The following is a 25,569-nucleotide window of genomic DNA, read 5'->3' on the forward strand; positions in this document are numbered from 1 at the left end:
CATGACCACCCGATTCAATGCCGTGCTGACCGCGCTTGTCGCGGCTGCCCTGTTCGGCGCCACGACGCCGCTCGCCAAGGTGCTGCTCGGCGCGCTGTCGCCCTTCATGCTCGCGGGGTTGTTCTATCTGGGAAGCGGTATCGGACTCGGCTTCTGCATCCTCGTACGACGCGTGCTGTGTAAGACCCCGACTCGACATCAGAGCGAACGCGGCATGCCACGCGCTGATGTGCCCTGGCTGCTCGGTGCGATCCTCGCGGGCGGAATCGCGGGCCCCGCGCTCCTGATGCTCGGACTGACCTCGACGCCCGCAGCCACGACTTCGCTGCTGCTCAACCTGGAAGGCGTGCTGACGGCCATCATCGCGTGGGTGGTGTTTCGCGAGAACGTCGATCTGCCGGTGTTTCTCGGGATGATGACGATTGTCGCTGGTGGCGTGCTGCTGTCCTGGCAGCCGGGTGCAGGTGCGTTGCCCGTCGGCGCGCTTCTCGTCGTCTGCGCCTGTCTGTGCTGGGCCATCGACAACAACCTGACGCGCAAGGTGTCCACCAGTGACGCGATGATCATCGCCTGTATCAAGGGCCTCGTTGCGGGTACGGTGAATCTTTCGATCGCGTTGATCGCCGGCGCGCATCTGCCTTCCGCTGCACGCATCGCCGCCGCGATGACGACCGGCTTCGCGGGCTACGGCGTCAGCCTCGTGCTGTTCGTCGTTGCGCTGCGCAATCTCGGCACGGCGCGAACCGGCGCGTATTTTTCGGTGGCGCCGCTCTTTGGCGTGACGCTTTCACTCGCGATCTGGCCAGAACGGCCGCCGGTCGTCTTCTGGATGGCTGCCATTCTGATGGGGTTCGGCGTATGGCTGCACATCCGCGAGCGTCATGCGCATCTGCATACGCACGAGCCGCTCGAGCATACGCATGCGCATAGTCACGACGCGCATCACCAGCACACCCATGCGTTTCCGTACGACGGGCAGGAGCCGCACGTTCATCCTCATCGTCACGCACGTATCGCACATTCACATGCGCATTACCCGGACATTCACCATCGTCATTCGCATTGAGCGCAGCGCCTTAAACCACTGACGCTGAAATCGCGCTCTCAGGCCTGGCAGATCGCTGGCGACATCAAGGCCGCACATCTGTCCCCTGACGGTTTCGCCTCGCACGATTGTCCGCTGTTTCGGCGGCGTGACGACGGCTTCGGCTTGGGCATTGCCATGGTGTCGATCCGGGCTGATACGGTCGCGACAACCGTCAGAAACTGGCGCGCCCGATCGACGTTCCACCATCCACGAAGAGCGTCTGCCCCGTGATAAAACCTGCTTCCTCAGACAGCAGGAACGCAATGCTCGCGGCGAGTTCGTCGGGCTTGCCAAGGCGCTGCATCGGCACCATCGAAAGGAACCGTTGCTCGGCTTCGCTGCCCTTCGGCGTGTTTTCCCGGAACATCCCGGTTTCGACGGGCCCCGGCGCGATCGCGTTGACCGTGATGCCGGTTGCCGCCAGCTCGAGCCCCCACGTGCGCGTCAGGCTGATCATCGCGCTTTTGGCGGCCGCGTAAGCGGAGCGTTGCGCGAATCCGGGCACGACGAGACTGGACAGGTTGACGACGCGCCCCCAGCCCTTTCGCGCATGCCCGGCAGCAACGCCTGCACCGTCTGGATTGACAGCGATGACAAGAATTCCCCTTCTGGCAATGTGCCCGGAGGCCCCGGGGCATTCGGGTGGCTGCCCATGCTCCAGGGTCGCCAACGCGAGCAGGCGCATTCGGATACCATTAACAGTTCCGCGGCATGCTTCTGACAGGTGTGCGCGTATTGCTGCCTGACATTCCTCACTCATCTGGAACCCGACATCGTGACATCGACCTATACCGATACCCGACTCCTGATCAACAACGAATGGTGCGACGCCGCAAGCGGCAAGACGCTCGACGTCGTCAATCCCGCGACGGGCAAACCCATCGGCAAGGTGGCGCACGCCGGGATTGCCGACCTCGACCGGGCGCTTGCCGCCGCGCAAAGCGGATTCGAGGCGTGGCGCAAGATTCCCGCCAACGAGCGCGCCACGACGATGCGCAAGGCCGCGAGCTTCGTGCGCGAGCGCGCCGCGGACATCGCCCGCCTGATGACGCAGGAACAGGGCAAGCCGTTCCCGGAAGCGCGGGTCGAAGTGCTGGCCGCCGCCGATATCATCGAGTGGTTCGCTGACGAAGGTCGCCGTGTGTATGGCCGGATTGTGCCGTCGCGCAACCTGTCCGCGCAGCAACTGGTGATCAAGGAGCCGATCGGCCCGGTTGCCGCGTTCACGCCGTGGAATTTCCCGGTCAACCAGATCGTGCGCAAGCTGAGCGCGGCGCTCGCGAGCGGCTGCTCGTTCCTCGTGAAGGCACCGGAAGAAACCCCCGCGTCGCCGGCGGGCCTGCTGCAGGCGTTCGTCGATGCAGGCGTGCCGCCGGGCACGGTCGGTCTCGTCTTCGGCGATCCGGCTGAGATTTCCAGCTACCTGATTCCGCACCCGGTCATCCGCAAGGTGACGTTCACCGGTTCGACGCCGGTCGGCAAGCAACTGGCGGCGCTCGCCGGCCAGCACATGAAACGCGCGACGATGGAACTGGGCGGTCACGCGCCCGTCATCGTCGCCGAAGATGCCGACGTGGCGCTCGCCGTGAAGGCCGCGGGTGGCGCGAAATTCCGTAACGCCGGCCAGGTCTGCATTTCGCCGACGCGCTTCCTCGTGCACAACAGCATCCGCGAAGAGTTTGCCGCCGCGCTCGTGAAGCACGCCGAAAGCCTGAAGCTTGGCGACGGTCTCGCCGAAGGCACGACGCTTGGGCCGCTCGCCAATGCACGTCGCCTGACGGCGATGAGCAAGGTGATCGACAACGCACGCGCCACGGGCGCCACGATCGCGACCGGTGGCGAGCGCGTCGGCGCGGAAGGTAACTTCTTCTCGCCGACGGTGCTGACGAACGTGTCGCTCGAAGCCGATGTGTTCAACAACGAGCCGTTCGGTCCGATCGCGGCCATCCGTGGTTTCGACAAGCTCGAAGAAGCGATCGCCGAAGCGAATCGTCTGCCGTTCGGCCTCGCCGGCTATGCGTTCACAAAGTCGTTCCGCAACGTGCATCTGCTGTCGCAGCAAATGGAAGTCGGCATGCTGTGGATCAACCAGCCCGCCACGCCTTCGCCGGAAATGCCGTTTGGCGGCGTGAAGGATTCGGGCTACGGTTCGGAAGGCGGCCCGGAAGCGATGGAAGCCTATCTCGTGACGAAGGCCGTGTCGGTGATGGCAGTCTGATTCACGTTGGCGCTGTAATGCCGCCGCCCTGAGCCTTGCCTGAAAAGCAAAGCGAAGGGCGGCGTTTTCATTGAACGGCTAAACGCGTGACTAAACGCGCGGCAAAATCCTGAAACCATGCGTTCGAATCCAGATACGGCAGTGGCGGAAACGGGCGGCGTCGTTATCGGCGAAGATGGTCTTGCGCGCCCGGCGTGGGCCGCGGTCGATCCGCTGTTGCAGCGCTATTACGATACCGAGTGGGGCATGCCGGTGCGCGACGAGCGCGGACTCTTCGAGCGGCTCGCGCTGGAAGGCTTTCAGTCCGGTCTCTCGTGGCTCACGATCCTGCGCAGGCGCGATGCGTTTCGCGCAGCGTTCCGCGACTTCGAACCGGACACGGTTGCCGCTTTCACGCAGGACGATGTCGAAAGGCTGCTGGCCGACAGCGGCATCATCCGCAATCGTGCGAAGATTCTCGCGACGATCGGCAACGCGGCCGCAACCGTCGCCCTGCGCGCGGATGGCGGGCTTGCGGATTTCATCTGGTCATTCAAGCCGCGCGCGACACCCGAGCCGCGTACCATCGCCGACATTCCGACCACCTCCGATGCCTCCGTTGCGCTGAGCAAGGCGTTGCGCAAGAGAGGTTTCTCATTTGTCGGCCCGACCACGATGCACGCGCTGATGGAAGCGACGGGTATCATCGATACCCATTTGCTCGACAGCCATCGCCGCGGCAGTTCCGGCGTCTGGCCACGATCATCCTGAACCTGCGGAGCGATTCAACATGACTGGTCTTTCATCGACGATCGAAATCGAAACCGCGCCGAACCCGGAGTTCGCCGTCATTCTGCTGCACGGCCTTGGCGCCGATGCGAACGACTTCGTTCCGCTCGTCCCCGAGTTGCGCCTCGCGGGCTTGCCGGCCGTGCGCTTCGTGTTTCCGAACGCGCCCGAGATCGCCGTCACGGCGAACAACGGTTATGTGATGCGGGCGTGGTACGACATCCTGTCGTTTCAGGGCGTCAACCGGCAGGTCGACGAAGCCGGCATCGAGGCTTCGTGCGCGACGGTGCGCGAACTGATCGCCGCGCAGAATGCGCATGGCATTCCGACATCGAAAATTTTCCTCGCCGGATTTTCGCAGGGCGGCGCGATGACGTATTCAGCGGGACTGACACATGACAAATCGCTCGCGGGGCTGATCGTGATGTCGGGCTATGTGCCTTCGCCCGGTTTCATCGAGCGCCGCTTCGGCGCAGCGAATCGCGACACGCCGGTTTTTGCCGCACACGGTACCCACGACGATGTGCTGCCGCTCGCGCTCGGTGAAAAGGGCCGCGACTTCGCGATCGCGCAAGGCTGCAAGGTCGACTGGCACGCATACCTGATGCCGCATTCCGTGTGCGCGGAAGAGATCGAAGCGATCCGCGCGTGGCTCGGCGCGCGCATCGCGGCGCTTGCGGCCTGAGGCGTGCAGCCCGGAGCGTTGCTGCGGGAACAGCGCTAAAGCGTTCCGCAGAGCGTCTTTTCGTAGAGCGACAGCATCGCGGGCGCGTCGACGCGAATGCATACCTTGCATGCCGGCCGGCTGTCCCAGTCGGGTGCCGGCTCCGGCATGGTCGCTGGCTTCTGGATTGTCATTCCAGTAGCGATGCCATCCGTCAGCACACGCACGGGGCCGCTGCGCGTGGTGTACAGATGCGGCGCGAGCACATACGCAACCGCCGATGAATCGTGCACATAGATGCCCGCCAGCTGCGCGCTCTTCCTGTGAAAATCTTCATAATGACGCGACACGTCCCACACGAAACGTCCGGCGTCGCCTGCGCGATCGCGGATCGAGGCGAGATACGCCGTCGACATGATGGTGTTCTGCGTCACGTCGAGACCGACGATCGTCACTGGCCACGCGGCGCCCAGTACTACATCGGCTGCATCCGGATCGCCCAGGATATTCGCTTCGGCGGCAGGCGTTACGTTGCCGAGGAATCCATCGGTGCCGAATGCGCCGCCCATGATCACCACCTGCTTCACGAGCGTCGCGATCCGCGGGTCTTCGGCGAGCGCGAGCGCGAGATTCGTCAACGGGCCGACTGCGATCAGCGTGACCTCGCCGGGTTGCGCGCGCACCGTTTCGATGATGAAGCGATGCGCCGGTCGTGGGTCGAGCGCGCTTCCGGTTTGAGCGTGCGTATCGGGTCTGATGTTGCCGAGACCGTCGTCGCCGTGAATTGACGCAAGCGGCTCGGGTGCGGCGCGCCTGAGCGGCGCGGCGGCACCGCATGCGACCGGTGTACCCGGCGCGAATTTCGCGGCCAGATAGCGCGCGTTGCGTGTCGTGGTTTCGATGGTGCCGTTGCCGAACACGCTCGTCACGCCCAGCAGCGCGATGTCGGGATGCAGCGCCTGAAAGACGAGCGCCATCGCGTCGTCGACGCCGGGATCGGTGTCGTAGATAACCTTATGCTGGCTCATGGATGGAACGCGTCCGGCAGTTGTTCGCGCGCGGTGGTGTCGCGGGTCGCGCCGCGCAGGTTGCCCAGACGGATCGGCAGGTCGGGGCCGCCCAGCTCGATGATGACCTGGCGGCACGCGCCACACGGCGCGATCGGGCCATCGGTATCGCCGATCACGGCAAGCGCCGCGAACTGGTCGCGTTTGTAGCCCGCTGCAATCGCGCTGAAAAACGCGGTACGTTCCGCGCAGTTGCACAGGCCGTACGACGCGTTCTCGACATTGCAGCCTTCGAACACGTGGCCGTCGCTCGTCAGGAGCGCCGCGCCGACGCTGAACTTCGAATAGGGGGCATACGCCTTGTCGCGCGCGAAACCCGCGCGTTTCAGCAGTTCTTCCATGGTCATATCCGACTCCTCAGTTGAGCATGATGCACATGCCGATGTTTCTGCCAGACCATCTTGAGCACGCCTCCGATGCTAAACCAGTCGGACCCTTACATGCCGCGAGATGCTCGCGGGATATCATAGGGCTCGCCGTAAGGTATCCGCTCCCGCCCGTAAATACACAATGAATTCCACGACTGAGTCTTTCACGCGCCCGCCGCTGCGCTCGCTGACGCCGCTCGAAGCACGCGTGCTGGGTGTGCTGCTCGAAAAGCAGCACACCGTTCCGGACACGTATCCGCTTTCGCTGAACGCGCTCACGTCCGGTTGCAACCAGAAAACCGCGCGCAACCCCGTCATGAACGTCACCGAGGCCGAAGTGCTCACCACGCTCGATAACCTGAAGCGCCTGAGTCTGGTGTCCGAGGGCAGCAGCAGCCGCGTCCCGCGTTTCGAGCACAACATGGCGCGCGTACTCGGTGTGCCGGGCCAGTCGGCCGCGCTACTGACGACACTGATTTTGCGCGGACCGCAAACGGCCGCTGAATTGCGCCTGAACAGCGCGCGTCTGCATGGTTTCGCGGATATCTCCTCGGTGGAAGTTTTTCTCGACGAGCTGGCTACCGGCGAACCTGCACGCGTGATCAAACTGCCGCGCACACCAGGCGAGCGCGAAAGCCGCTGGATGCATCTGTTGTGCGGCGACGTCGCGATGCCGGAGACGTCCGAAGCGGGCGTGCTGGATGAATCCGTGTCCCCCTCGGCCTTCGAAAGCCTGAAAGCGGAACAGAAGCAGCTTCGCGAAGAACTGGATCAGCTGCGGACGATGGTCGAAAAGATGGCCGCCGAACTGGGCATCAGCGTCGATAAGACCGCAAACCAGCCGTAAGCACCCTCGAAAGGGGTGCTTTCAGGTCGCTTTGGCGCGTATTTTCGGGGTGGACCGACCCTGCCGGCGGCTGCCGGAGCCCGTCATTCGGGACGTCTGGCGGGTCAGACCACCCCATCACGGATTTGCGCAGACGCGCCCGGATGGGTTAGGGTGTCGGTCCGGGCGCCTTTTTGCGTGCGCTCGAACCACAATCACCGAACGGGATGAGTAATGAACAAACAGGAACTGATTGATGCCGTCGCAGCAGCGACGGGCGAAAGCAAGGCAGCGACCGGCAGCACGATCGACGCGATCATCGCAGCAGTGACCTCCGCCGTTGCACAGGGCGACACCGTCCAGCTGATCGGCTTCGGCTCGTTCTCCACGGGCGCACGTGCCGCGCGCGTGGGCCGCAACCCGTCGACGGGTGCCGAGATCCAGATCGCCGCCGCGAAAACGGTCAAGTTCGTGGCAGGCAAGTCGTTCAAGGAAGTCGTGAACGCGTCCTGATCGACCGTTCGTGGCGCTGTGTCGCAAGCCAGCGCCAGCTTCTGGCTGACCCGTTTTCGCGGGGTTTCCCGCGGATAAAACGGGTCAGGCCAGTGCCTGGCTCACCGCGGCCTGCGCATGCAGCGCGGTGGTATCGAAGACGGGCAACGTCATATCTTTCTGCGCGCTCAGCAGCGCAATTTCCGTGCACCCCAGCATGACGCCCTCGACCCCCTGGGTCTGCAGGCCGTCGATAACGCGTTTGTAAGCTTCGTGCACGATGCCGTGGCACGACGAATTCAATGCCAAACCGGTCCTGCATGCGGCTGCGAGAGAAGTCCTGCTCCAGTCAGTCCGATGGTCTTCATGGCCGTTGTCAGTTGAGCCATTTGCGCACGTCGCTTTCCCATGCGGGGTCGCCGCAACCCTTGGGATTTTCCGGGCCGAGTACCGTGATATAGCCTCTCGATTTCATGCACGACTCGTACGCACGGATCTTCGAGCACTGATTCGTCGCCGCGTTGCGCGAGATCGCCTTGCACTCGGCGATCGAGCGGTCCATCGCGGCGAAGTCGGGGTCGTTCGTGCCGACTGTGCCGCCTGCCGAAAACTCAACGGGTTGTGCATGGGAGCACGCGGCGAGTGGCAACACCGCTGCCAGTGCACTGGCAGCCAGAAACGACCGGCACGATCTCATCTTCACCGCTACACCTCTTCGCTCGATTGAAGCCGTGATGATACGCCGGCGTCGGCAACCTGCGCAGCACTGCCAGACACCGGCCGGCGTTGCATCGTCACGCGTCGAGCCATGCGCAGAGATCGGCGGTGTGCAGTTCGCGTGCGCCGAGTACGAAGCGCGCGTTCGCGGGCGCTGGCGCCGCGACGACGTCCGGACCGAAATTGAACGCGAACGTCACGTTGCCGCGACGGCGCACGCGCAGGCCTTCAGGCAGCGTGCCGATGGCGATCCCGGCGGCGCGCGCGGCGTCTTCGAGCAGCGCGCGATGCAGCGCGTGATCGAACCATGCACCCACATAACGCACACGTCCATGCGACACGAGCGCAGGCCAGCCGTCGTCGAAGCTCGCCAGTACCTCGGTGCTGGCCTCAGGCTGCAGATGCTCGCGCCAGTGAATCGCGTTGCCGTCGACGCCGTGGATCGACGTCGCGGGCGTGAGCGTCGGGCGCAGCGATTCCGCTTCCAGCACGCGAACCGGCAGCACGGATTGAAGCGGACCGGGCGGCAACGTCAGGGGAATCGAGAACTCCGGCGTTCGCGATCCGCTGCGCGGTCCGAACACCCATTGCGCCGAGGAGTTTTCAATCGCCCGCACGAGATCGTCCGGCACGACGGCGAGACTCGGCACGACCACCAGCGCGTACTGCGAGAAATCCGCGTTGCGCGAAACGATATCGACGTCCAGCGACATTTCCCGCAATGCCTGGTAGTAGTCGAATGCGAGCGTCTGATAGTCGAACGTCTTGCCGTGACGCTGGATCTCGAACATCCATTGCGTCTCGTAGTCGAACACCAGCGCGACCGGTGCGCGCGAAGCGGGCGCGAGGCCCGACAGCACGGAAGACGCCGCGATTTCCTTCGCCGCCCGCGCGATTTCCAGGCCGCCTGGCGACAGCTGGTTGTCCGGCAGGTTGAGCCCGGAATGCATCTGCTCCTGCGCATACGGACACTGACGCCAGCGAAAATACGACACCAGTTCCGCGCCGTGTGCGAACGCCTCGTACGCCCACAGTCGCACCATGCCGGGCGCCGGCACCGGATTCCAGGGCGCCCAGTTCACCGGACCGGCTTCCTGCTCCATGATCCAGAAACGGCCCGCGCCAATCGCGCGATAGCGGTCGTGATCGAATGCGGACACATCGGGGTGTCCCGTGCGTGCGTAGCGTGCCTTGTCTTCTTCGGGCAGCGCGATGACCTCGGTGCGCGCGAGCGGATAGCTGTCCCATGCGGCGACGTCGATGGCACCGTTCTCCACGAAACGGTAGTGATCGAAAGTCGTGAAGAAGCCCATGAAGTTGTGCAGTACGTCCGCGCCGGGTGCGAACTCGCGCAGCACGTCGGCCTGCTCGCGATGAAAGCTCGCGACTTCATCCGACATGAAGCGGCGAAAGTCGAGCAGGTGGATGGGATTCGCATCGGTGGGCGTGAGGTTCGGCAGTTCGATGGTGTCGAACGACGGGTACTCCATGCTCCAGAACACGTTGCCCCATGCGCGGTTTAGCGCGTCGACGGTTTCGTAGCGGCGCGCGAGCCAGGTTCTGAAACGCGTCAGCGCAGCCGTCGAGTAGCTCGGTATCGTGTCGTGGCAGCCGAGTTCGTTGTCGGTCTGCCACGCGATAACCGACGGATGCTTTCCATAGCGCTGCGCCATGGCCGTGACGATACGCACGCACTCCTCGCGATAGCGTTCGCTCGATACGTCGTAATGACGGCGCGAACCGAAGTTCCAGCGCGTGCCATCCGCGCGCACGGGCAGGATGTCGGGATACGTGTCCACCAGCCACCTGGGCGGCGACGCGGTCGGCGTGCCGAGAACGATCTTCAGACCGGCATCGGCCAGCGTCGAGACCGCTTCGTCGAGCCATGCCCAGTCATATTCATGGGCGCGCGGTTCCATGCGGCTCCACGCGAATTCGGCGATACGTACGTGCGAAATGCCGAGTTCGACCATCCGCTTCGCGTCGTCGGCCCACATCGATTGCGGCCATTGTTCCGGGTAATAGCAGACACCTAGCTGCATCAGGATTCTCTCTGGTAAAAGTAACGGGTCAGCCTTTGCTTGCACCGAACGTCAGGCCGGCAACGAAATGTTTTTGCATCGCAAAGAACATCAGCACGGAGGGCATCGCGGCCAGTACGGACCCCGCCGCGACGAGATTCCACGCGGTCGTCCACTGGCCCTTGAGCGCGGCGACGCCGACGGTGATCGGCGCGGCCTCGTCACCCTGCGTGAGACAGAGCGCCCAGAAGTAGTCGTTCCAGACGAACGTGAAGACGAGAATGCCGAGCGCGGCGAGAGCAGGGCGAATCAGCGGCAGGACGATGCGCGCATAGACCGTCCATTCGCTCGCGCCTTCCACGCGGGCGGCTTCGATCAGCTCGAACGGCAACTGCTTGATGAAGTTGCGCAGGAATAACGTGCAAAACCCGGTCTGAAACGCGATGTGAAAGATCACGAGCGCCCACACGGTGTTGTACAGGCCAACCTTGAGCGCCATGTCGCGCACGGGGATCATCAGGATCTGCACGGGCACGAAGTTGCCCGCGACGAACGCGAACAGCACGGCCGTGTTGCCGCGAAAGCGATACGTCGCCAGCGCGAACCCCGCCATCGAGGCCAGCAGCATTGCGCCGAGCACCGAAGGCACCGTGATCAGCACGCTGTTCGCGAAGTAGTGCAGCATCGGCGTCTGCGTGAGCGCCGCGCTGTAGTTGTCCCACAGCGCGAAGTGTTTCGGCCAGGTCCAGTAATCGCCTCGCGAAAGCTCTTCGGACGAGCGTATCGACGTCACGAGAACGGCCAGCATCGGCAGCAGCCAGACAAGGAGCGCGAGCGGCAGCGAGGCCTTGTATAACGCGCGGTTGAGCGGTTTCCAGCGTTCGACAGGAAGCGGATACATAAGGGCAGACTCCGTGAATCAGCGTTCTTCGCGCAGCATCCGGCGCAGGTGGAACACGATGTAGACGAGCATGATCGCGAACAGCACGACCGCGATCGAAGCCGAATAGCCTTCGCGGTAGTACTTGATCGCCTGGTCGTACATGTAATAGGCGAGCACGGTGGAGCTGTCGAACGGACCGCCGCCGCTCATCACCGAAATCAGGTCGAAGCTGCGCAGCGCGCCGATCACGGTCAGCACGACGGCCATGAACGTCGCGGGTCGCAGTTGCGGCAGGATCACGTGCCACAGAAGCCGCACGCCTTTCGCGCCTTCCATGCGCGCGGCCTCGACGACTTCCGGATTGATGGCGGTCAGCCCCGTGAGATACAGCACCATGCAATAGGGCGTTTGCGGCCACAGTGCGGCGAAGACGATGCCGAACGTGACGGTGTGCGGATCGCCCAGCACGGGAATGCCGTGTCCGACGATGAGCTTGAGGAGACCGAACGTCGGATCGTAGAACCAGCTGAACACGAGCCCGACCACGACACCCGAGAGCACGAACGGCGCGAAGAACAGCGACTTCACGATTCGCATGCCCCTGATCTGCTGGTTCAGATACAGCGCGAACACGAGCCCGAGCGGCGGCGCGAGCAGGAAGACGGCAAGCCAGATCAGGTTGTTCTTCAGCGCGACGTAGAACACGTCGGCATGAAACAGTTCGATGTAGTTCGCGAAGCCGACGAAGACCTTCGGCGTCATGCCATCCCAGTCGTAAAAACTGAGCCCGATGCTGTCGATGATGGGCCAGATCACGCACAGGCTGAAGAGCGCACAGGCGGGCAGCAAAAAGAAAAACGCTGCGCGGTGCTGGCGTTTCAAGGTTGCGGGCGTGCGCCGGCCCCGAGCCGTCGCCAGCGGGCGGGCTGCTGAATCAGACATTCGAGTGGCCTCGTAAAGTCCGCGGGAAATGCGGATGAGCCTTGAGTCCACGCCCCGATGCATTCGCCGCATCGAGGCGCCTGTACAGAGACGTTACTTCTTGTAGATGCGTTTGCGGGTCGCTTCGAGTCGCGCGAGCAGCGAGTCGAGTTGCGACGGATCGCTATAGAACTGCTGCATCGCCTTCATGCCTTCGTCGGCCATTTCCTTTGTCATGTCGCGGTCGTAGAACTGCGCGATGCCGCCGGTCGTGCTCGCAAGGGTCTGGAAGCCGACCTTCGAGATCGGATCGTCCGGTTCCTCTGCCTTGCTGTTGGACGGCAACTGGCCCCAGCCGCGTGCGAGATCCGCGTTGATCTGCGGCGTTTCCATGAAGGCGAGCAGACGCCGTGCATCGACCTTGTTCTTCGCCTTCGCCGGCACGAGCAGCACGTTGACCGGGCCGTCTTCGGCGGTCGGCACGTTCGCATCGACGATCGGGAAACGGAAGAAGCCGGTCTCGGGCTTGACCGATGCCGGAATGCTCGCCGAGAAGAACGTGCCCATCAGCATCATCGACGCCTTGCCGTTCACGAGGAACGGCGCGATCGAATCGAGATCGTAGGAGAGCGCGTTGTCGATGAAGTAATGGTCGTCGATCAGCGTCTTCCATGCCATGTAGACCTTCTTCACGCGCGCGTCCGTGTACGGCACTTCGCCGGCCATCAGTTTCTGGTGGAACGCGTTGCCGTTGATGCGCAGGTCGAGATAATCGAACCATGCTGCGAGCGTCCAGCTGTCGCGCGCGGCGACGGCGATCGGCGCAACGCCGCTTGCCTTCAGCTTCTTGCAGGCGTCGAGAAATTCATTCCACGTTTTAGGTTCGCCCTTCATGCCGGCCCTCTCGAAGAGATCCTTGCGATAGAAGAAACCGTACGCGTCGTAACCGAGCGGCGCCGCATACTGCTTGCCCTTGTACGTCGAGGCTTCCTTCACCGAAGCGTATTGCTGGTCCCAGCCGTTCTTGCTCCAGTCGGACGAGAGGTCTTCGAGCAGTCCGCGCTGCGCGTAATACGCCATGCGTTCGCCGTCGTGCCACGACACGACATCGGGCGGATCGGTGGCGAGCCAGCCGCCCATCTGCACCTTGTACGTTTCCTCGGTGACGTACGTCACTTTCAGGTCGACGTCGGGGTTCGCTTTCTTGAACTTGTCGAATGCGTCCTGCCAGGTCGAGCGCTGGTTGCCGCGCGCCGACACGTTGACGTTCAGCTCGCCGGCCTGCGCGGTCACGCCCGCCAGCAGCGCGGTGACCATCGCGACGGCGGCGACGGCGCTGGAAAGGCGCTTCGTACGACGCCGTGCGAGCGTTGCGTGATTGATGCCACTGGTTTTCATCTGCTGTCTCCTTGACTACGTTGTCTACGTTATGTGTCGGCACGCACCGTGCGGCCGGTCGATCCTGCCGGCTCCGCGGCCGGCGCATGCGGTACAGCTTTCAGCAACGCTCATGCAACCTGAAGCGAGGGCAATGCGGACCCCGCGACCGTGCGTTCAAGCGCAATGCCATCGGCGTCGAACAGATGGCACGCGTCGGCGGGAATGCGCAGCGCGATGCGCTCGCCAGGCTGCGTCGATGTATCGCCCGGCGCCTTGAAGACCAGTGCGCCGCCAGCGTAATCGGCGTGGATATAGCTGTGTTCGCCGAGCTGTTCCGTGAGCGTCGCGACGCCACGCAGCGACTGGTCTTCACCATCGGCGCGGATGTGTTCGGGACGGATGCCGAGCGTCACGGGCTGATCGCGCACGAGACGCGTGCCGTCGACACAGACCGCGAGTTTTTCGTCGCCCTTGGTGAGCTTCACCGTCACGCGGCCCGGCTCGATCGAATCGACGCGGGCGTCGATAAAATTCATGCGCGGCGAGCCGATGAAACCCGCGACGAAACGCGAGCGCGGACGATGATAAAGCTCGAGTGGCGCGCCAACCTGCGCGATGCTGCCAAAGCGCTGTGTATCCGCGCCCGCATGCAGCAGTACGATGCGATCGGCGAGCGTCATCGCCTCGACCTGATCGTGCGTCACGTACACCACGCTCGCCTGTGCAAAACGCTGATGCAGTCGGGCGATTTCGATGCGCGTCTGACCGCGCAGCGCGGCGTCGAGATTGGACAGCGGCTCGTCGAACAGGAATACGCCGGGCTCGCGCACGATCGCGCGGCCAATCGCCACGCGCTGCCGCTGCCCGCCCGAGAGCGCTTTCGGCTGACGCTCCAGCAGGGCGTCGAGTTCAAGAATCCGCGCGGCCTCGCGCACCTTGCGGTCGATGTCATCCTTCGGTGTTTTGGCGAGCTTCAGTCCGAACGCCATGTTCTCGAACACGGTCATGTGCGGAAAGAGCGCGTAGCTCTGGAACACCATCGCGACGCCGCGCTCCGCGGCGGGGACGCTGTTCATCAGCTTGCCGCCGATGTGGAGATCGCCTTCGCTCATGTCCTCGAGACCGGCGATGATCCGCAACAACGTGGATTTGCCGCAGCCCGACGGCCCGAGGAAAACGCAGAACTCGTGTTCGCCGATATCGAGATTCAGACGCCGGATCACCGGCGAATTATTGCCGTACGACTTCTCGACCTGCGTGAGACTGATTGCCGACATGCCCGTCTCCCTTTGAATTTAAGCGCTTAAATTTCGCTGCAAAAAAATCGGCGAAACGCTTGCGCCGCGTTCATTTAAGCGCTTAAATTCGTAGCTGGGATTTGAAATCACGATGTCTGTCTCCGGAGTATTTTCATGAAACTTAACAAAGCCTGCGCCGGCTGTGCAACATCTGGTTGCTGTTCCCTGAATGTGGGACGGTTCGCCGGTGTGACTTCACGGAACGGGTCGCCATGGTCACGTTGACGGAAGTCGCGCGCCGCGCGCGGGTCACGGCGGCCACGGTGTCGAACGTGCTGCGCAATCGCGAGAAGGTACGCCCTGAAACCGCCGAGCGCGTGCTGAGCGCGATTCGCGAACTCGGCTACCGGCCGAATCTGAACGCGCGGGCACTCGCCGAGGGACGCTCGTCGACGCTCGCGCTGATGCTCGGAAATATCGCCAATCCGTTCTATCCGGAGTTCGTGCTCGCGGCCGAGCGCGCCGCGCGCCGCGCGGGCTATTTCCTGATGGTGTGCAACACCGACGACGACGCCGAAACCGGCCGCGCCTATCTCACGCAGGTCGCCGGCACGCTGGCCGAAGGCGTGATCGTCCTCAATACCGATATCGCGATCAACGAGCTGTGCGCGTCGGCGGCGATCGGCGCGCCGATCGTGTTGAGCCTGTGGGAGCATCCGGAGTCGCCGCCAGGATTGCCGTGCGTCGCGGTCGATTTCGCGCGCGCGGGAGCGCTGGCGGCAGGGCATCTGCTGGAACTGGGACATCGCGACATCGGCATGCTGGTCGGCGACGGCTGCGGCGGTTTGCAGGACGCGCGCGCGAACGGGTTTCGCGAGGTCATGCGTGCCGCCGGCATCGAACCGGACGCCGCCGCGGTGCTGCAGATCCGCGACACGATCGATGCGGGCTACGAGGCGTGCATCCAGCTGATGTCGAATACGCCTGACCTCACGGCAATCTTCGCAACGAACGACCTGCTCGCGATCGGCGCGATGCAGGCGCTCGCGTCGCTGGGCCGTCAGGTGCCCGAGGACGTATCCGTGATCGGCATCACCGATATCCAGCTCGCGCACCAGGTGCGCCCGGCGCTCACGACGGTCGCGATCAACACGAGCGAAATCGCCGGGCTGTCCATCGATCTGCTGATCCAGCTGATGCGAAAGGAGCGCGTCGATGCATCGCCGCCCATGCTGCAAGGACCGCCGCCGAAGCTGATGGTGCGCCAGTCGACCTGTGCGCCCGGGCGAACCGGTTGACGCAAACCGCTCCACGAAACGGCTCCGGTATCGGCATCGGGACCCCGAGCCAGGGAGCTTGAAACCCCCGCCCGACAAGGCTTTGCAATTGGTCCGCATTTCAGAACAGTGATTTCGCCTTTCCGGTATTTATCCCGAGGTATGTCTGCTTCTACACTGGCTTCAATCGCTGCAAACAAACCGGTTTGCAGACCCAGTCAAGACAGATTTATTCGGAGGTAGTTACCATGAAGTCGCTCATCAAGGCTGTTGCTCTCGCTGTAGTGCTCGCTGCTCCGGTTGTTTCGTTCGCACAATCGAATGGCCCCGTGACCCGCGCACAGGTTCGCGCCGAGCTGGCTCAACTGGAAAAAGCCGGCTACAACCCGAACATCGGTGAAATCGACTATCCGGAGAACATCCAGGCCGCCGAAGCACGCGTCGCCGCGCAAAACAGCACTGTGCAAAACAGCGGTTATGGTTCGTCGACGAATGGTTCGTCGCAGGCAGGTGTCCGCCGTGAAGTCACGGTGAGCTCGTACTCGCCGCCGGTCTACGTCGCGCACTAAGCCGCACACGTTGTACACGCTGTAAATGTCGAAAGCCCGCATTGGCGGGCTTTCGTTGTTTCTGGCGTGCGAGTTATGCGTTCGATGCCGGGCGTCGTTCTCCCGTCAGCCGGGAACGCACGAAGCCGACGTGTTCGCGCAGCACATAGAACGCGTCGGCGTGGGCGAGCGGCATCTTCATCCGGTTGATGCCTTCCTCGATGTGATCGAGCTCCTTGAGCAGCGCGTCGCGCTCTTCGCCCGATGCCTTTGCCAGTGCGCCGCGCTCGATCGCGATCAGCGAACCGTACCAGCGATAGATCCGCGAGCGCACGCGCCAGCGATACAGCGCCGGGATCGTGCGTAACGCGGGAACGAGCAGCACCAGCGCGGGCAGCAATATCACCAGCAGCCGGTCGGCGAGACTCGCGAGCCAGAACGGCAGGTTGCGATAGAAGAAGCTCTTGCCGGACCGGTAGTACCGTATCGCGTCTTCGCTGATCCGGTATTCGTGCGCAATCGGACTCGGAAACTCGCCGGCGTGCTGCAACAGGCCTGCCGTGCCGTGAACCTGCTGCGCCGCTTCGATGAGCAGATCGGAAATGGCCGGATGCAGCGTCGAACGCGCGACGATTTCGACCGTCGGCCCGATCAGATGGACGGTGTCCGGCGGAATCTTGTGTCCGAGATCGAGAAGGCCTGGTGGCAGATCGATCTCGTTCAGATAAGGAAAGCGCCGCGTGTAAGCCGCCGCCTCCGAGAAGTCCAGCACCGACACCCCGGGCACCTGCAACAGCCGCAGCATCATCGCGCGCGTGGCCGAATCGCCGTTGACAATGGCCGCGTCCGCCTGCCCGGTGACGACCTGTCTCGCGGCTTCGGCGCCGTCGCTGGGCAGAAGCGTCGTGGTGCCGCCCGGCTCGATCCCGTTCGCGCCCAGGAGCGCCAGCGAGAGCAGGCGCGTGCCGCTGCCTTCCCGGCCGATCGCGATGCGCTTGCCCGCGAACTGCGAAAGCCGGTCCATGCCGTGGCCCCGATAGAACACCACGACCGGCGCGTAGAACACGCTGCCAAGCGACATGAGCGACGAGGTATCCACGCCCTGTGCGATGCCGCCCTGCACGAGCGCGACGTCCACATGCTGTTTCGGGTCGAGCAGGCGTTGCAGGTTCTGCACCGATCCAGCGGACGTCAGCACCTTCAGCGTGATGCCGTTGCGCGCGAGGATCTCGCGGTACGCCTCGGCGGCCGGCAGCAACGTGCTGTCCTTCGGCCCCGCGCTCATGACGATCACTTTCGGCGGCGCGGGATCGACGAGCCAGATGAAGAGTCCGACTGCCAGCGCGCACAGCAGGGCGGCCGGCCCCCAGACGAGGATGTGATCATGCCACTCCGCCACGGCATGGCCGTAGCGCCGGTGCGGTGAGTTCTGTTCGTGAGGGTCGCTCATACGTCGTTCCCCGGATGGCTGTTGTGGGCCCGTCCGTCGCATCGCGGGCACCGCGATACGGACGGCAGCCCGGAATTCTTTCATGGCCGCCCGCGCAGGCTGGCCGCGAGTGCGACGACGTCATAATGGTGAGCTAGTATCCTCTGGAAGCTTACCGCGCAAGGCAGCAGTCCGGCAGTCCGATCCCCCCATCTACCCAGGAGATGATTCCATGAGCACGATCACGACGAAAGACGGCACCGATATTTTTTACAAGGACTGGGGTACGGGGCGTCCCGTCGTCTTCTCGCATGGCTGGCCGCTGAGCGCCGACGCGTGGGACGCGCAGATGCTGTTCCTCGTCCAGAAGGGTTATCGGGTCATCGCGCACGACCGCCGTGGTCATGGCCGTTCCAGCCAGACGTGGAGCGGCAACGACATGGACACCTATGCCGACGATCTCGCCGCCCTCATCGTGCATCTCGACCTGAAGGACGCCATGCTCGTCGGCCATTCCACGGGCGGCGGCGAAGTCGCGCACTACATCGGCCGTCACGGCACGATGCGCGTCGCTAAAGTCGTGCTGATCGGCGCGGTGCCTCCGCTGATGGTGAAGACCGGGGCACATCCCAACGGCGTGCCCATCGACGTGTTCGACGGTATCCGCAAGAGCGTGGCCGACGATCGCTCGCAGTTTTACAAGGATCTTGCGATGCCGTTCCATGGCTACAACAGGCCCGGCGCGAAGGTGTCGCAGGGCGTGATCGACTCATTCTGGGCGCAGGGCATGCAGGGCTCGATCAGCGGCCAGTACGACTGCATCAAGCAGTTCTCCGAAGTCGACTACACCGAAGACCTGCAAAAGATCGACGTGCCCGCGCTCGTGCTGCACGGTGACGACGACCAGATCGTACCGATCGACGAAGCGGGCCGTCTGTCCGCGAAGATCATCCCCAACGCGACGCTGAAGGTTTACCCAGGTGGCCCGCACGGCATGTGCACCACGATGGCCGACAAGATCAACGCCGACCTGCTGGCGTTTCTCGAGTCGTGACACAGCCTGTCTGACGCGGGTCTGCTGACCGTTGTACGCGCAACCGCCTGCGTCATCGCCACTTCTGGTGCGGCAGGTTCACGGCGGTTGCCCCCGGAAAAGGGCAGCGGGAGCAATGTGACACGTATTGTGCGTCGCACCATTTACCTGTTTTTCCAGTATAGTGATCGGATCAATGGTGTCTTCCAGACTGCTAGAGGCGCCCTGTGGAGCGCCTGGGCATATGCCTTCCGCGTGGCCATGACGCACAGGCAAGGAGAGATCACATGTTCGATGTCGAAATTGCAGCCACACTTCTAAACCGCTGGGACCGCAAGCCGGCTATGGCCGGAGGCGGTACGTACCTCAACCTGTTGCGCGAAGGTAACCTCGACTTTACCCATCAGCAGGGTCGCGTCAACGTGGGTAATGCCGCCGACGAAAGCGAACTCGATTTCGAGTCGCTGGTTTTCGTCGACGGCTCGCGCGCCGTGCGGATCAAGTCGTCCGACCAGGCGCCGGGCTGGACCCGCTGGGCCGCGCTCGAACCGCCGCCCGTTCTCGTACCCGACTTCGCCTGAGCGCGCGCGGCGCATCCTGTCGCGCTGCGTCTTCGTCTTCGTTTTTAGCTTCGCCTTCACCCTGCATCGAAGAATCGCGATGCGTCATCGGTCCGTCACATCCCTCCCGAATAATCACCGCGCTCGACCATTCGAAACATCTTAAAACGCGATCGGCCTCTCACGCGGGCCCGATACGCTGGTTGACCCCGGGGGTTGTACATGACTATCCGTCATCGCATTACGCTGCTCGTTGTTCTGATGTTCATCGCGCTGTCGGCCATTGGCGGTTATGCCGTCTACCAGACAGGGCGTAGCGCCGCAGAAGTCCGTCAGGTGACTGAGGGCGTCGTGCCAGGCACGCTGGCTTCCGCCGATCTCGTCTCGCAGGTCAAGGATGTACAGCTGGCCACGATGACACTCGTCTACGCGCCCGACGGCAACGTGGTCGCGCAGGCACAGGAAGAACTCAAAACGAAGCAGGCCTCGCTGCAACGCGCGCTCGCGTTGCAGGACCGCGCGGCGGCCAGCCACGCGCAGAAAGGGCTGGTCGCACAGGCGCGCGACAGTGTCGAAAATTACTTCGCGGCGATCAACGAAACGGCGACGATGAAAGCCGCCGGCAAGAACGAACTCGCGCAGGCATTCTTGTTTGCCAACGTCGCGCAGTATCGCGACGAACTCGAAGGGATCGTCGAAACGCTGCGCGTCGAGAAAAACCGCGAGAAGGACGACGCCATTACCTCGCTCAACGCGACGCTCTCCACCACGACGATGGCGATTGCGATCGTGACGGGTATCGCCGTATTGCTGCTCACGTTGATCGGCGCACTGCTGTACCGGCAGATCACGCGACCGCTGAGCCGTATGCAGGCGATGATGAGCGAGATCGCCTCGAGCCAGGATTTCACGCGTCGCGTGCCGGTTGGGCGCATGGACGAGATCGGCCATTCGATCGTCGCGTTCAACGGCATGATCGCGAAGATCCAGGAAAGCTCGGCGCTGCTCAAGCAGAAAACCGCCGATATTCAGGCGATGTTGCAGAACATGCAGCAGGGCATTCTGACGGTCGTCGATGGCGCGGTGATTCACGCCGAGTATTCGGCGTATCTGGAAGCGATCTTCGAAACGCGCGACATCGCCGGTCGCGGCCTGATGGAACTGGTGTTCGCCGATACCGACCTTGGCGCGGACGTGCTCTCGCAGATCGACGCCGCCACGCATGCGTGCCTTGGCGAAGACTGCATCAACTTCGCGTTCAACCAGCATCTGCTCGTGAACGAAATCACACGACGCATGCCCGATGGCCGCGAGAAGACGCTCGATCTCAGCTGGTCCGCGATCACCGACGAAAGCGATACGGTCGTGCGTCTGATGCTGTGCGTGCGCGACGTCACCGAGTTGCGCGAACTCGCGGCGCAGGCGAGCGAGCAGCAGCGCCGGCTGGAGATGATCGGCGAGATTCTCGCGGTGAGTGAGGAGAAATTCCAGCAGTTCATCGAGAGTTCAGCGGGCTTCGTCAGCGAGAACGAGCGGATCATCCGCAAGCATTCGCAGGCCGACGGTGCGGCGATCGCCGAACTGTTCCGCAACATGCATACGATCAAGGGCAACGCGCGCACCTACAACCTTCAGTATCTGACCAACGTCGTGCACGAAACGGAACAGCGCTATCACGAGCTGCGCCAGGCCGATGCCGATCGTGCGTGGGATCAGGACGACCTGATGCAGGAACTCGCGCGCGTGCGCGAAGCGATCGAAAGCTACGCGACGATCAACGAAGTCAGCCTCGGACGCAAGGGCGCGTCGCGTAGCGCTCACGTCGAGCACTATCTGATGGTCGATCGCGCGCACATCCGGGAGAGCCTGCAACTGCTGGAAACCGCGAACGTCGCAAGTCTCGACGAGCTGGTTGCGATGCGCGATGCGGTGCACCGGACATTGCGTCTGGCGGGGAGCGAGAGCGTCGGCGAATCGCTCGCGGGCGTGCTCGAATCGTTGCCATCGCTTGCGCGGGAACTGGGCAAGGCGGAGCCGGCGGTGCGCATCGACGACAACGGCTACCGCCTGCGCAGCCAGGCCGCCGGCACGCTGCGAAACGTATTCATGCACCTGCTGCGTAATTCGATCGACCACGGTATTGAAAACGGCGACGAGCGCATCGCGAATGGCAAGCCGGCGGCTGGTGCGATCGTTATCGAAGTCGGCGTCGATCACGACATGCTTCAGGTCACGCTCAGCGACGACGGACGCGGCCTCGCACTGGCGCGTATCCGGGGCATCGCGATCGAGCGCGGCTGGATCGGCGCCGACGAGAAACTGGACGACGCCGCCATTGCACAGCTGATTTTCCGGCCGGGGTTTTCGACCGCTCACGCGATCACCGAAGTGTCGGGGCGTGGTGTCGGCATGGACGCGGTGCGCGATTTCCTCGCTCGCGAACACGGTCGCATCGAGTTGCGTTTCACCGACGATCGTCACGGCGCCGACTTCCGGCAGTTTCAGACGGTCGTCTGCCTGCCGGACAACATGGCGATCGACAGCCTCGGCACGGACGCACGTCGCGATGTCAACGCGTCGCAGGCCGGCGCGCTCGTGGACTGAACTGAAGCACCGGTCGCGCGATTTTCTTCCCTATCGCCCGATGGACATCCAGAAGAGAAGGACAGGTTGTGATTGAACAGTATTGTCTGGCGGCTCTCGCCGGCGGCGCGGTGAGCGGCGTACTCGCGTTCGCGGCGTACCGCTTTTACGGCGCTCACGCACGCACGCGGCAGCGATCCGAAGTGCAGGCGCACATCGAGACGCTGGCTCAGACCAGCGCCGCGCAGCATGCATTGATCGAGCAGGCCGCGCACGAAAAGCAGCAGCTCGAAACGCAGATGGCCGCGCTGCGCGAGGCACTCGCGAGCGAGGCCGACGCGGCGGAAAACATTCGCGCCTTGATGAACGCCGCGACAGAAGACCGGCATCAATGGGCCGCGCTTGCACAACAGATCGCGAGCGAAGCGTCGCGTCTGAGGAGTCTTGGCGCGACGTTCGAGCGCTGGCACGAACAGATGATCTCGCTGATGGCGCAGAACCGGGACATGCACGCGAAGAATCAGGAGCTTTCCTCGATCGTGAGGCACGTGGTGATCGTCTCGCTGAACGCGTCGATCGAAGCCGCGCGCGCCGGCACGGCCGGGCGCGGCTTCGCGGTCGTGGCGAGCGAAGTCCGGGCGCTCGCGGCGCGCTCGGAAGAGCTGTCGAAGAGCTATCGCGACAGCCTGCATCGCAGCGACCTCACGACGACGGGCACGTTCCAGGACATCCAGGCCGGCGGAAAAATGATTACTGCGTCGCTGGGCAGCGTCGCGACGCTCGCGAGCCAGTTCCAGTCCCGCTTCGATCAGGCGCCGACGTGATCAGTCAGCACGCAAGGGAAAGTTTCGAGCGCATTTTTCAAAAGGCGGCGCGCGCGCGGCTGCCGATGGAAGCGGGCGACAGTTGCGAAATCGTGCCGGTCCGCGAGGGCGACGCCGGGCCTGAACGCACGGAAAGCGTCGTGGTTCTGACGATCTCGTCGATCGTTTTCCGGATGCTGCTCGTGCTGCATTTCGACGAAGACGCCACTACGTGCGATTACTTCGCGAGGAACGAAGAGGGCGCGACGTTTCGCGAAACGTTTCTCGAGATCTGCAATCTCTGCAGCGGCGCGATGAACCAGGCGTTGCTGCACTACTTTCCGGACCTCGGCATGTCGACGCCTTACGTGCTGAGCGCGCGTTGCCTGCCCTATCTGGAAGAGCTGAAACCCGGTTACCTCGAATCGTTCGCCATCACGATCAACGGTTCGATCCGTCTTGGCGCGACGGTCTGCGTCTGCGCGCACGCGCCGCTGGATTTCACCGCCGAGGTGAACGCAGTCGAGGAAACTAGCGGCGAACTCGAACTGTTCTGAATTTTGCAACTGACGTCACAGGAAACAACATGTCGAAAATTCTGGTGGTGGACGACTCGGGCACGGTGCGCGACGAGGTCGCCGGTTTTCTGCGCAAGAACGGCCTCGACGTCGATACGGCCGTCGACGGCAAGGACGGCCTCGCGCGCCTGAAGGCAAGCCCGGGCATCCGGCTCGTGATCAGCGATGTCAACATGCCGAACATGGACGGCCTGACGATGGTCGAGAAGATCCGCGGCGAACTTGCGAATCATGCTGTGAACGTGATCATGCTGACCACGGAAAGCAGCCCCGCGATGAAGGAGCGCGGCAAGGCGGCGGGCGTGAAGGGCTGGATCGTGAAGCCGTTCAAGGGCGATGCCGTGCTGGAAACGTTCAGGAAGCTGGCAGGCTGAACGGTCCGCGCGTTCGGGCGGAGGCGGTTCCTTGCGTCATTTCTGCGCGATGTCATGCTCGATTCCCGCAGTGTGGATCCGTTGATCGCAGGCGCGCATCCGCGCGCTAGAATGTGTCGACCCGCGAACACCGTCGACGCGGTCATCTTCAGGTTCACACAGGATTTTCCATGCTCAAAAAGAAGATCGTATGTCTCTCGCTACTGTTACCCGTTGCAATGACGTTTACCGCCGCAGCCCAGGCCGCGACCGGCGATAGCGCGTCACAACCTTCCGCGGGCGCGGCTGCATTGAAACCGGCCCAGATCGAGACCATCGCAAAGGAAGCCTATATTTTCGGCACGCCGATGGTCGATATGTACCGGACGATGTACGCGTTCTCCGTCGACAGGACCGGGTCGCAGTACAAGGGGCCGTTCAATTCGATCCTGAATATCGCGCGTGTCTTCACACCTGAAGACACTGCGTTCGTCACACCCAATTCCGATACGCCGTACTCGTTCGCCGGGCTGGACCTGCGCGCGGAGCCGGTCGTCATCACGATTCCGCCGATGGAGAAGAACCGGTACTTCGTATTCCAGCTGATGGATATGTATACGTTCAACTTCGACTACATCGGCAGCCGCACAACGGGTAATCAGGGCGGGCACTACCTGATCGCGGGCCCCGGCTGGAAGGGGGCGACACCGAAGGGCATCAGCAAGGTCATCCATTCGGAAACCGACATGGTGAACGTGGTGGGCCGAACGCAGCTCTTCAATCCCGCCGATCTCGACAATGTGAAGAAGATCCAGGCCGGCTACAGGATCGAGCCGCTCTCGGCGTTCGAAGGTCAACCCGCACCGCAACCGGCACCCGCCATCGACTGGATCAAGCCCCTGCCGCCGGGCGCGGAACACACGTCGCCCGAATTCTTCAACCAGCTCGCGTTCGTGTTGCAGTTCGCACCGGTGAATCCAGCGGAAGCCGCGTTGCGTCATCGCTTCGAGCAGATCGGGATCGTTCCTGGTAAAACGTTCGACGTGTCCGCGTTTTCGCCTGCCACGCAGGCGGCGCTGAAGGCGGGCATGGAAGACGGGCAGAAGGCGATCGATGCACGTCGTGCTTCGCTTGCCGGCCGGAGCGACACGCTGTTCGGTTCGCGCAAGTTTCTGAAGAACGACTATGTGGCACGCGCCACGGGCACGCAGGTCGGCATCGGCGCGAATTCGCGTGACGAAGCGCTGTATCCGATTCTGGAGAAAGACGCGACCGGTCAACCGCTGGATGGCAGCAAGCATTACACGCTGCATTTCGCGAAGGGTCATCTGCCGCCTGTCAACGCGTTCTGGTCGATGACAATGTACAACGTGCCGGAACAATTGCTGGTCAAGAATCCGCTCAACCGCTATCTGATCAATTCGCCGATGCTGCCCGAACTGAAGACCGATCCGGACGGCGGATATACGATCTACATCCAGAACGAATCGCCGGGCAAGGACAAGGAAGCGAACTGGCTGCCCGCGCCGCAAGGCAAGTTCATGGTCGCGATGCGCTACTACTGGCCGAAACCCGCGCTGCTGAAAAACGAGTGGGTTTCGCCGAAGATCCAGCCCGCGAAATAAGCGATGCGCTGAAAGTGACTTCCATGTTCACGGAAGCCTGAACCGCCCGGGTGCCCTTTGCGAGTTACGGGCGCCCGGGCGGTTTTTGTTTCCGCTTCTCCGCCAGTCACCCCGACACTTTTTAACTCGA

25 protein-coding genes and 1 pseudogene are annotated in these 25,569 nt (G+C 63.1%); 15 read left to right on the forward strand and 11 right to left on the reverse strand.

Annotated elements, in window-relative coordinates; all coding sequences use genetic code 11:
• The first annotated feature begins 1 nt into the window (after position 1).
• A complete protein-coding gene (locus LPA34_RS11520; protein ID WP_228978139.1) occupies positions 2 to 1,066 on the forward strand; it encodes a DMT family transporter in 1,065 nt (354 codons plus the stop codon).
• A 193-nt stretch (positions 1,067 to 1,259) separates the two neighbouring features.
• On the opposite strand, the pseudogene LPA34_RS11525 reads toward LPA34_RS11520, so the two are convergent.
• Positions 1,260 to 1,672, reverse strand: a pseudogene (locus tag LPA34_RS11525) (SDR family oxidoreductase); the annotation flags it as partial.
• A gap of 187 nt (positions 1,673 to 1,859) precedes the next feature.
• Between LPA34_RS11525 and LPA34_RS11530 the strand changes: the two are divergent.
• The 3 genes from LPA34_RS11530 (at position 1,860) to LPA34_RS11540 (ending at position 4,758) form a co-directional block, all read left to right on the forward strand.
• On the forward strand, positions 1,860 to 3,305 hold the full coding sequence (locus LPA34_RS11530; RefSeq protein WP_228978204.1) for an NAD-dependent succinate-semialdehyde dehydrogenase: 1,446 nt from the start codon (positions 1,860 to 1,862) through the stop codon (positions 3,303 to 3,305).
• A gap of 117 nt (positions 3,306 to 3,422) precedes the next feature.
• Complete coding sequence (locus tag LPA34_RS11535) at positions 3,423 to 4,055, forward strand: DNA-3-methyladenine glycosylase I (protein ID WP_228978141.1); 633 nt, start codon at positions 3,423 to 3,425, stop codon at positions 4,053 to 4,055.
• Positions 4,056 to 4,074: 19 nt separating this feature from the next.
• Positions 4,075 to 4,758: an alpha/beta hydrolase gene (locus LPA34_RS11540; RefSeq protein WP_228978143.1), complete on the forward strand. Its 684-nt coding sequence runs from the start codon at positions 4,075 to 4,077 to the stop codon at positions 4,756 to 4,758.
• A 35-nt stretch (positions 4,759 to 4,793) separates the two neighbouring features.
• Here the strand turns inward: LPA34_RS11540 and LPA34_RS11545 are convergent, their stop codons facing one another.
• Positions 4,794 to 5,765: a nucleoside hydrolase gene (locus LPA34_RS11545; RefSeq protein WP_228978144.1), complete on the reverse strand. Its 972-nt coding sequence runs from the start codon at positions 5,763 to 5,765 to the stop codon at positions 4,794 to 4,796.
• Entirely contained in the window at positions 5,762 to 6,151 is a 390-nt protein-coding gene (locus LPA34_RS11550) for a cytidine deaminase (protein WP_228978146.1), read from the reverse strand. Before LPA34_RS11550 ends, LPA34_RS11545 begins: the two co-directional genes overlap by 4 nt.
• A gap of 163 nt (positions 6,152 to 6,314) precedes the next feature.
• On the opposite strand from LPA34_RS11550, the gene LPA34_RS11555 reads away from it, so the two are divergent.
• Both LPA34_RS11555 and LPA34_RS11560 read left to right on the forward strand, forming a co-directional pair.
• The gene (locus tag LPA34_RS11555) at positions 6,315 to 7,019 is read left to right on the forward strand and encodes a YceH family protein (RefSeq protein WP_228978147.1); all 705 of its coding nucleotides are present in this window, start codon (positions 6,315 to 6,317) and stop codon (positions 7,017 to 7,019) included.
• Between the two features lie 213 nt (positions 7,020 to 7,232).
• On the forward strand, positions 7,233 to 7,511 hold the full coding sequence (locus tag LPA34_RS11560; protein WP_228978149.1) for an HU family DNA-binding protein: 279 nt from the start codon (positions 7,233 to 7,235) through the stop codon (positions 7,509 to 7,511).
• 84 nt (positions 7,512 to 7,595) lie between these two features.
• Here the strand turns inward: LPA34_RS11560 and LPA34_RS11565 are convergent, their stop codons facing one another.
• The 7 genes from LPA34_RS11565 to LPA34_RS11595 all read right to left on the reverse strand — a co-directional run bounded on the left by LPA34_RS11565 (position 7,596) and on the right by LPA34_RS11595 (position 14,689).
• Entirely contained in the window at positions 7,596 to 7,799 is a 204-nt protein-coding gene (locus LPA34_RS11565; protein WP_324251727.1) for an aspartate/glutamate racemase family protein, read from the reverse strand.
• Positions 7,800 to 7,866: 67 nt separating this feature from the next.
• On the reverse strand, positions 7,867 to 8,187 hold the full coding sequence (locus LPA34_RS11570) for a hypothetical protein (protein ID WP_228978206.1): 321 nt from the start codon (positions 8,185 to 8,187) through the stop codon (positions 7,867 to 7,869).
• 97 nt (positions 8,188 to 8,284) lie between these two features.
• Positions 8,285 to 10,249, reverse strand: coding sequence for a beta-galactosidase (locus tag LPA34_RS11575; RefSeq protein WP_228978151.1), 1,965 nt, complete (start codon positions 10,247 to 10,249; stop codon positions 8,285 to 8,287).
• A 28-nt stretch (positions 10,250 to 10,277) separates the two neighbouring features.
• Complete coding sequence (locus LPA34_RS11580; protein ID WP_228978153.1) at positions 10,278 to 11,129, reverse strand: carbohydrate ABC transporter permease; 852 nt, start codon at positions 11,127 to 11,129, stop codon at positions 10,278 to 10,280.
• Between the two features lie 18 nt (positions 11,130 to 11,147).
• Positions 11,148 to 12,053, reverse strand: coding sequence for a carbohydrate ABC transporter permease (locus LPA34_RS11585; RefSeq protein WP_090536445.1), 906 nt, complete (start codon positions 12,051 to 12,053; stop codon positions 11,148 to 11,150).
• 93 nt (positions 12,054 to 12,146) lie between these two features.
• A complete protein-coding gene (locus LPA34_RS11590) occupies positions 12,147 to 13,349 on the reverse strand; it encodes an ABC transporter substrate-binding protein (protein WP_228978207.1) in 1,203 nt (400 codons plus the stop codon).
• Positions 13,350 to 13,540: 191 nt separating this feature from the next.
• Complete coding sequence (locus tag LPA34_RS11595) at positions 13,541 to 14,689, reverse strand: ABC transporter ATP-binding protein (protein ID WP_228978155.1); 1,149 nt, start codon at positions 14,687 to 14,689, stop codon at positions 13,541 to 13,543.
• A gap of 233 nt (positions 14,690 to 14,922) precedes the next feature.
• Between LPA34_RS11595 and LPA34_RS11600 the strand changes: the two genes are divergently transcribed.
• Complete coding sequence (locus LPA34_RS11600) at positions 14,923 to 15,948, forward strand: LacI family DNA-binding transcriptional regulator (protein ID WP_228978157.1); 1,026 nt, start codon at positions 14,923 to 14,925, stop codon at positions 15,946 to 15,948.
• A 227-nt stretch (positions 15,949 to 16,175) separates the two neighbouring features.
• Positions 16,176 to 16,496, forward strand: a complete 321-nt coding sequence (locus LPA34_RS11605) for a DUF4148 domain-containing protein (protein ID WP_228978158.1) — start codon at positions 16,176 to 16,178, stop codon at positions 16,494 to 16,496.
• 73 nt (positions 16,497 to 16,569) lie between these two features.
• Here LPA34_RS11605 and LPA34_RS11610 read toward each other — a convergent pair whose 3' ends face one another.
• Positions 16,570 to 17,925 carry a TAXI family TRAP transporter solute-binding subunit gene (locus LPA34_RS11610; RefSeq protein WP_228978160.1) on the reverse strand — a complete coding sequence of 452 codons (1,356 nt, stop codon included), beginning with the start codon at positions 17,923 to 17,925 and terminating at the stop codon, positions 16,570 to 16,572.
• 211 nt (positions 17,926 to 18,136) lie between these two features.
• Between LPA34_RS11610 and LPA34_RS11615 the strand changes: the two genes are divergently transcribed.
• From LPA34_RS11615 to LPA34_RS11645, 7 genes are all read left to right on the forward strand, one after another.
• Positions 18,137 to 18,958, forward strand: a complete 822-nt coding sequence (locus LPA34_RS11615) for an alpha/beta fold hydrolase (RefSeq protein ID WP_228978164.1) — start codon at positions 18,137 to 18,139, stop codon at positions 18,956 to 18,958.
• Between the two features lie 266 nt (positions 18,959 to 19,224).
• Positions 19,225 to 19,518 carry a hypothetical protein gene (locus LPA34_RS11620; RefSeq protein WP_228978166.1) on the forward strand — a complete coding sequence of 98 codons (294 nt, stop codon included), beginning with the start codon at positions 19,225 to 19,227 and terminating at the stop codon, positions 19,516 to 19,518.
• Positions 19,519 to 19,719: 201 nt separating this feature from the next.
• Positions 19,720 to 22,101: an ATP-binding protein gene (locus LPA34_RS11625; protein WP_228978168.1), complete on the forward strand. Its 2,382-nt coding sequence runs from the start codon at positions 19,720 to 19,722 to the stop codon at positions 22,099 to 22,101.
• Between the two features lie 68 nt (positions 22,102 to 22,169).
• Positions 22,170 to 22,904, forward strand: a complete 735-nt coding sequence (locus LPA34_RS11630) for a methyl-accepting chemotaxis protein (protein WP_228978169.1) — start codon at positions 22,170 to 22,172, stop codon at positions 22,902 to 22,904.
• Positions 22,901 to 23,440 (forward strand): hypothetical protein, encoded by a 540-nt coding sequence (locus tag LPA34_RS11635; protein WP_228978170.1) that lies wholly within the window; start codon positions 22,901 to 22,903, stop codon positions 23,438 to 23,440. The genes LPA34_RS11630 and LPA34_RS11635 overlap by 4 nt, the downstream gene beginning before the upstream one ends.
• A gap of 29 nt (positions 23,441 to 23,469) precedes the next feature.
• Positions 23,470 to 23,835, forward strand: a complete 366-nt coding sequence (locus tag LPA34_RS11640; protein WP_090536429.1) for a response regulator — start codon at positions 23,470 to 23,472, stop codon at positions 23,833 to 23,835.
• Positions 23,836 to 24,005: 170 nt separating this feature from the next.
• The gene (locus LPA34_RS11645; RefSeq protein ID WP_228978171.1) at positions 24,006 to 25,439 is read left to right on the forward strand and encodes a DUF1254 domain-containing protein; all 1,434 of its coding nucleotides are present in this window, start codon (positions 24,006 to 24,008) and stop codon (positions 25,437 to 25,439) included.
• Positions 25,440 to 25,569: the final 130 nt, after the last annotated feature.

The organism is Paraburkholderia gardini, from assembly GCF_907164575.1.
Taxonomy (GTDB): Bacteria; Pseudomonadota; Gammaproteobacteria; order Burkholderiales; family Burkholderiaceae; genus Paraburkholderia; species Paraburkholderia gardini.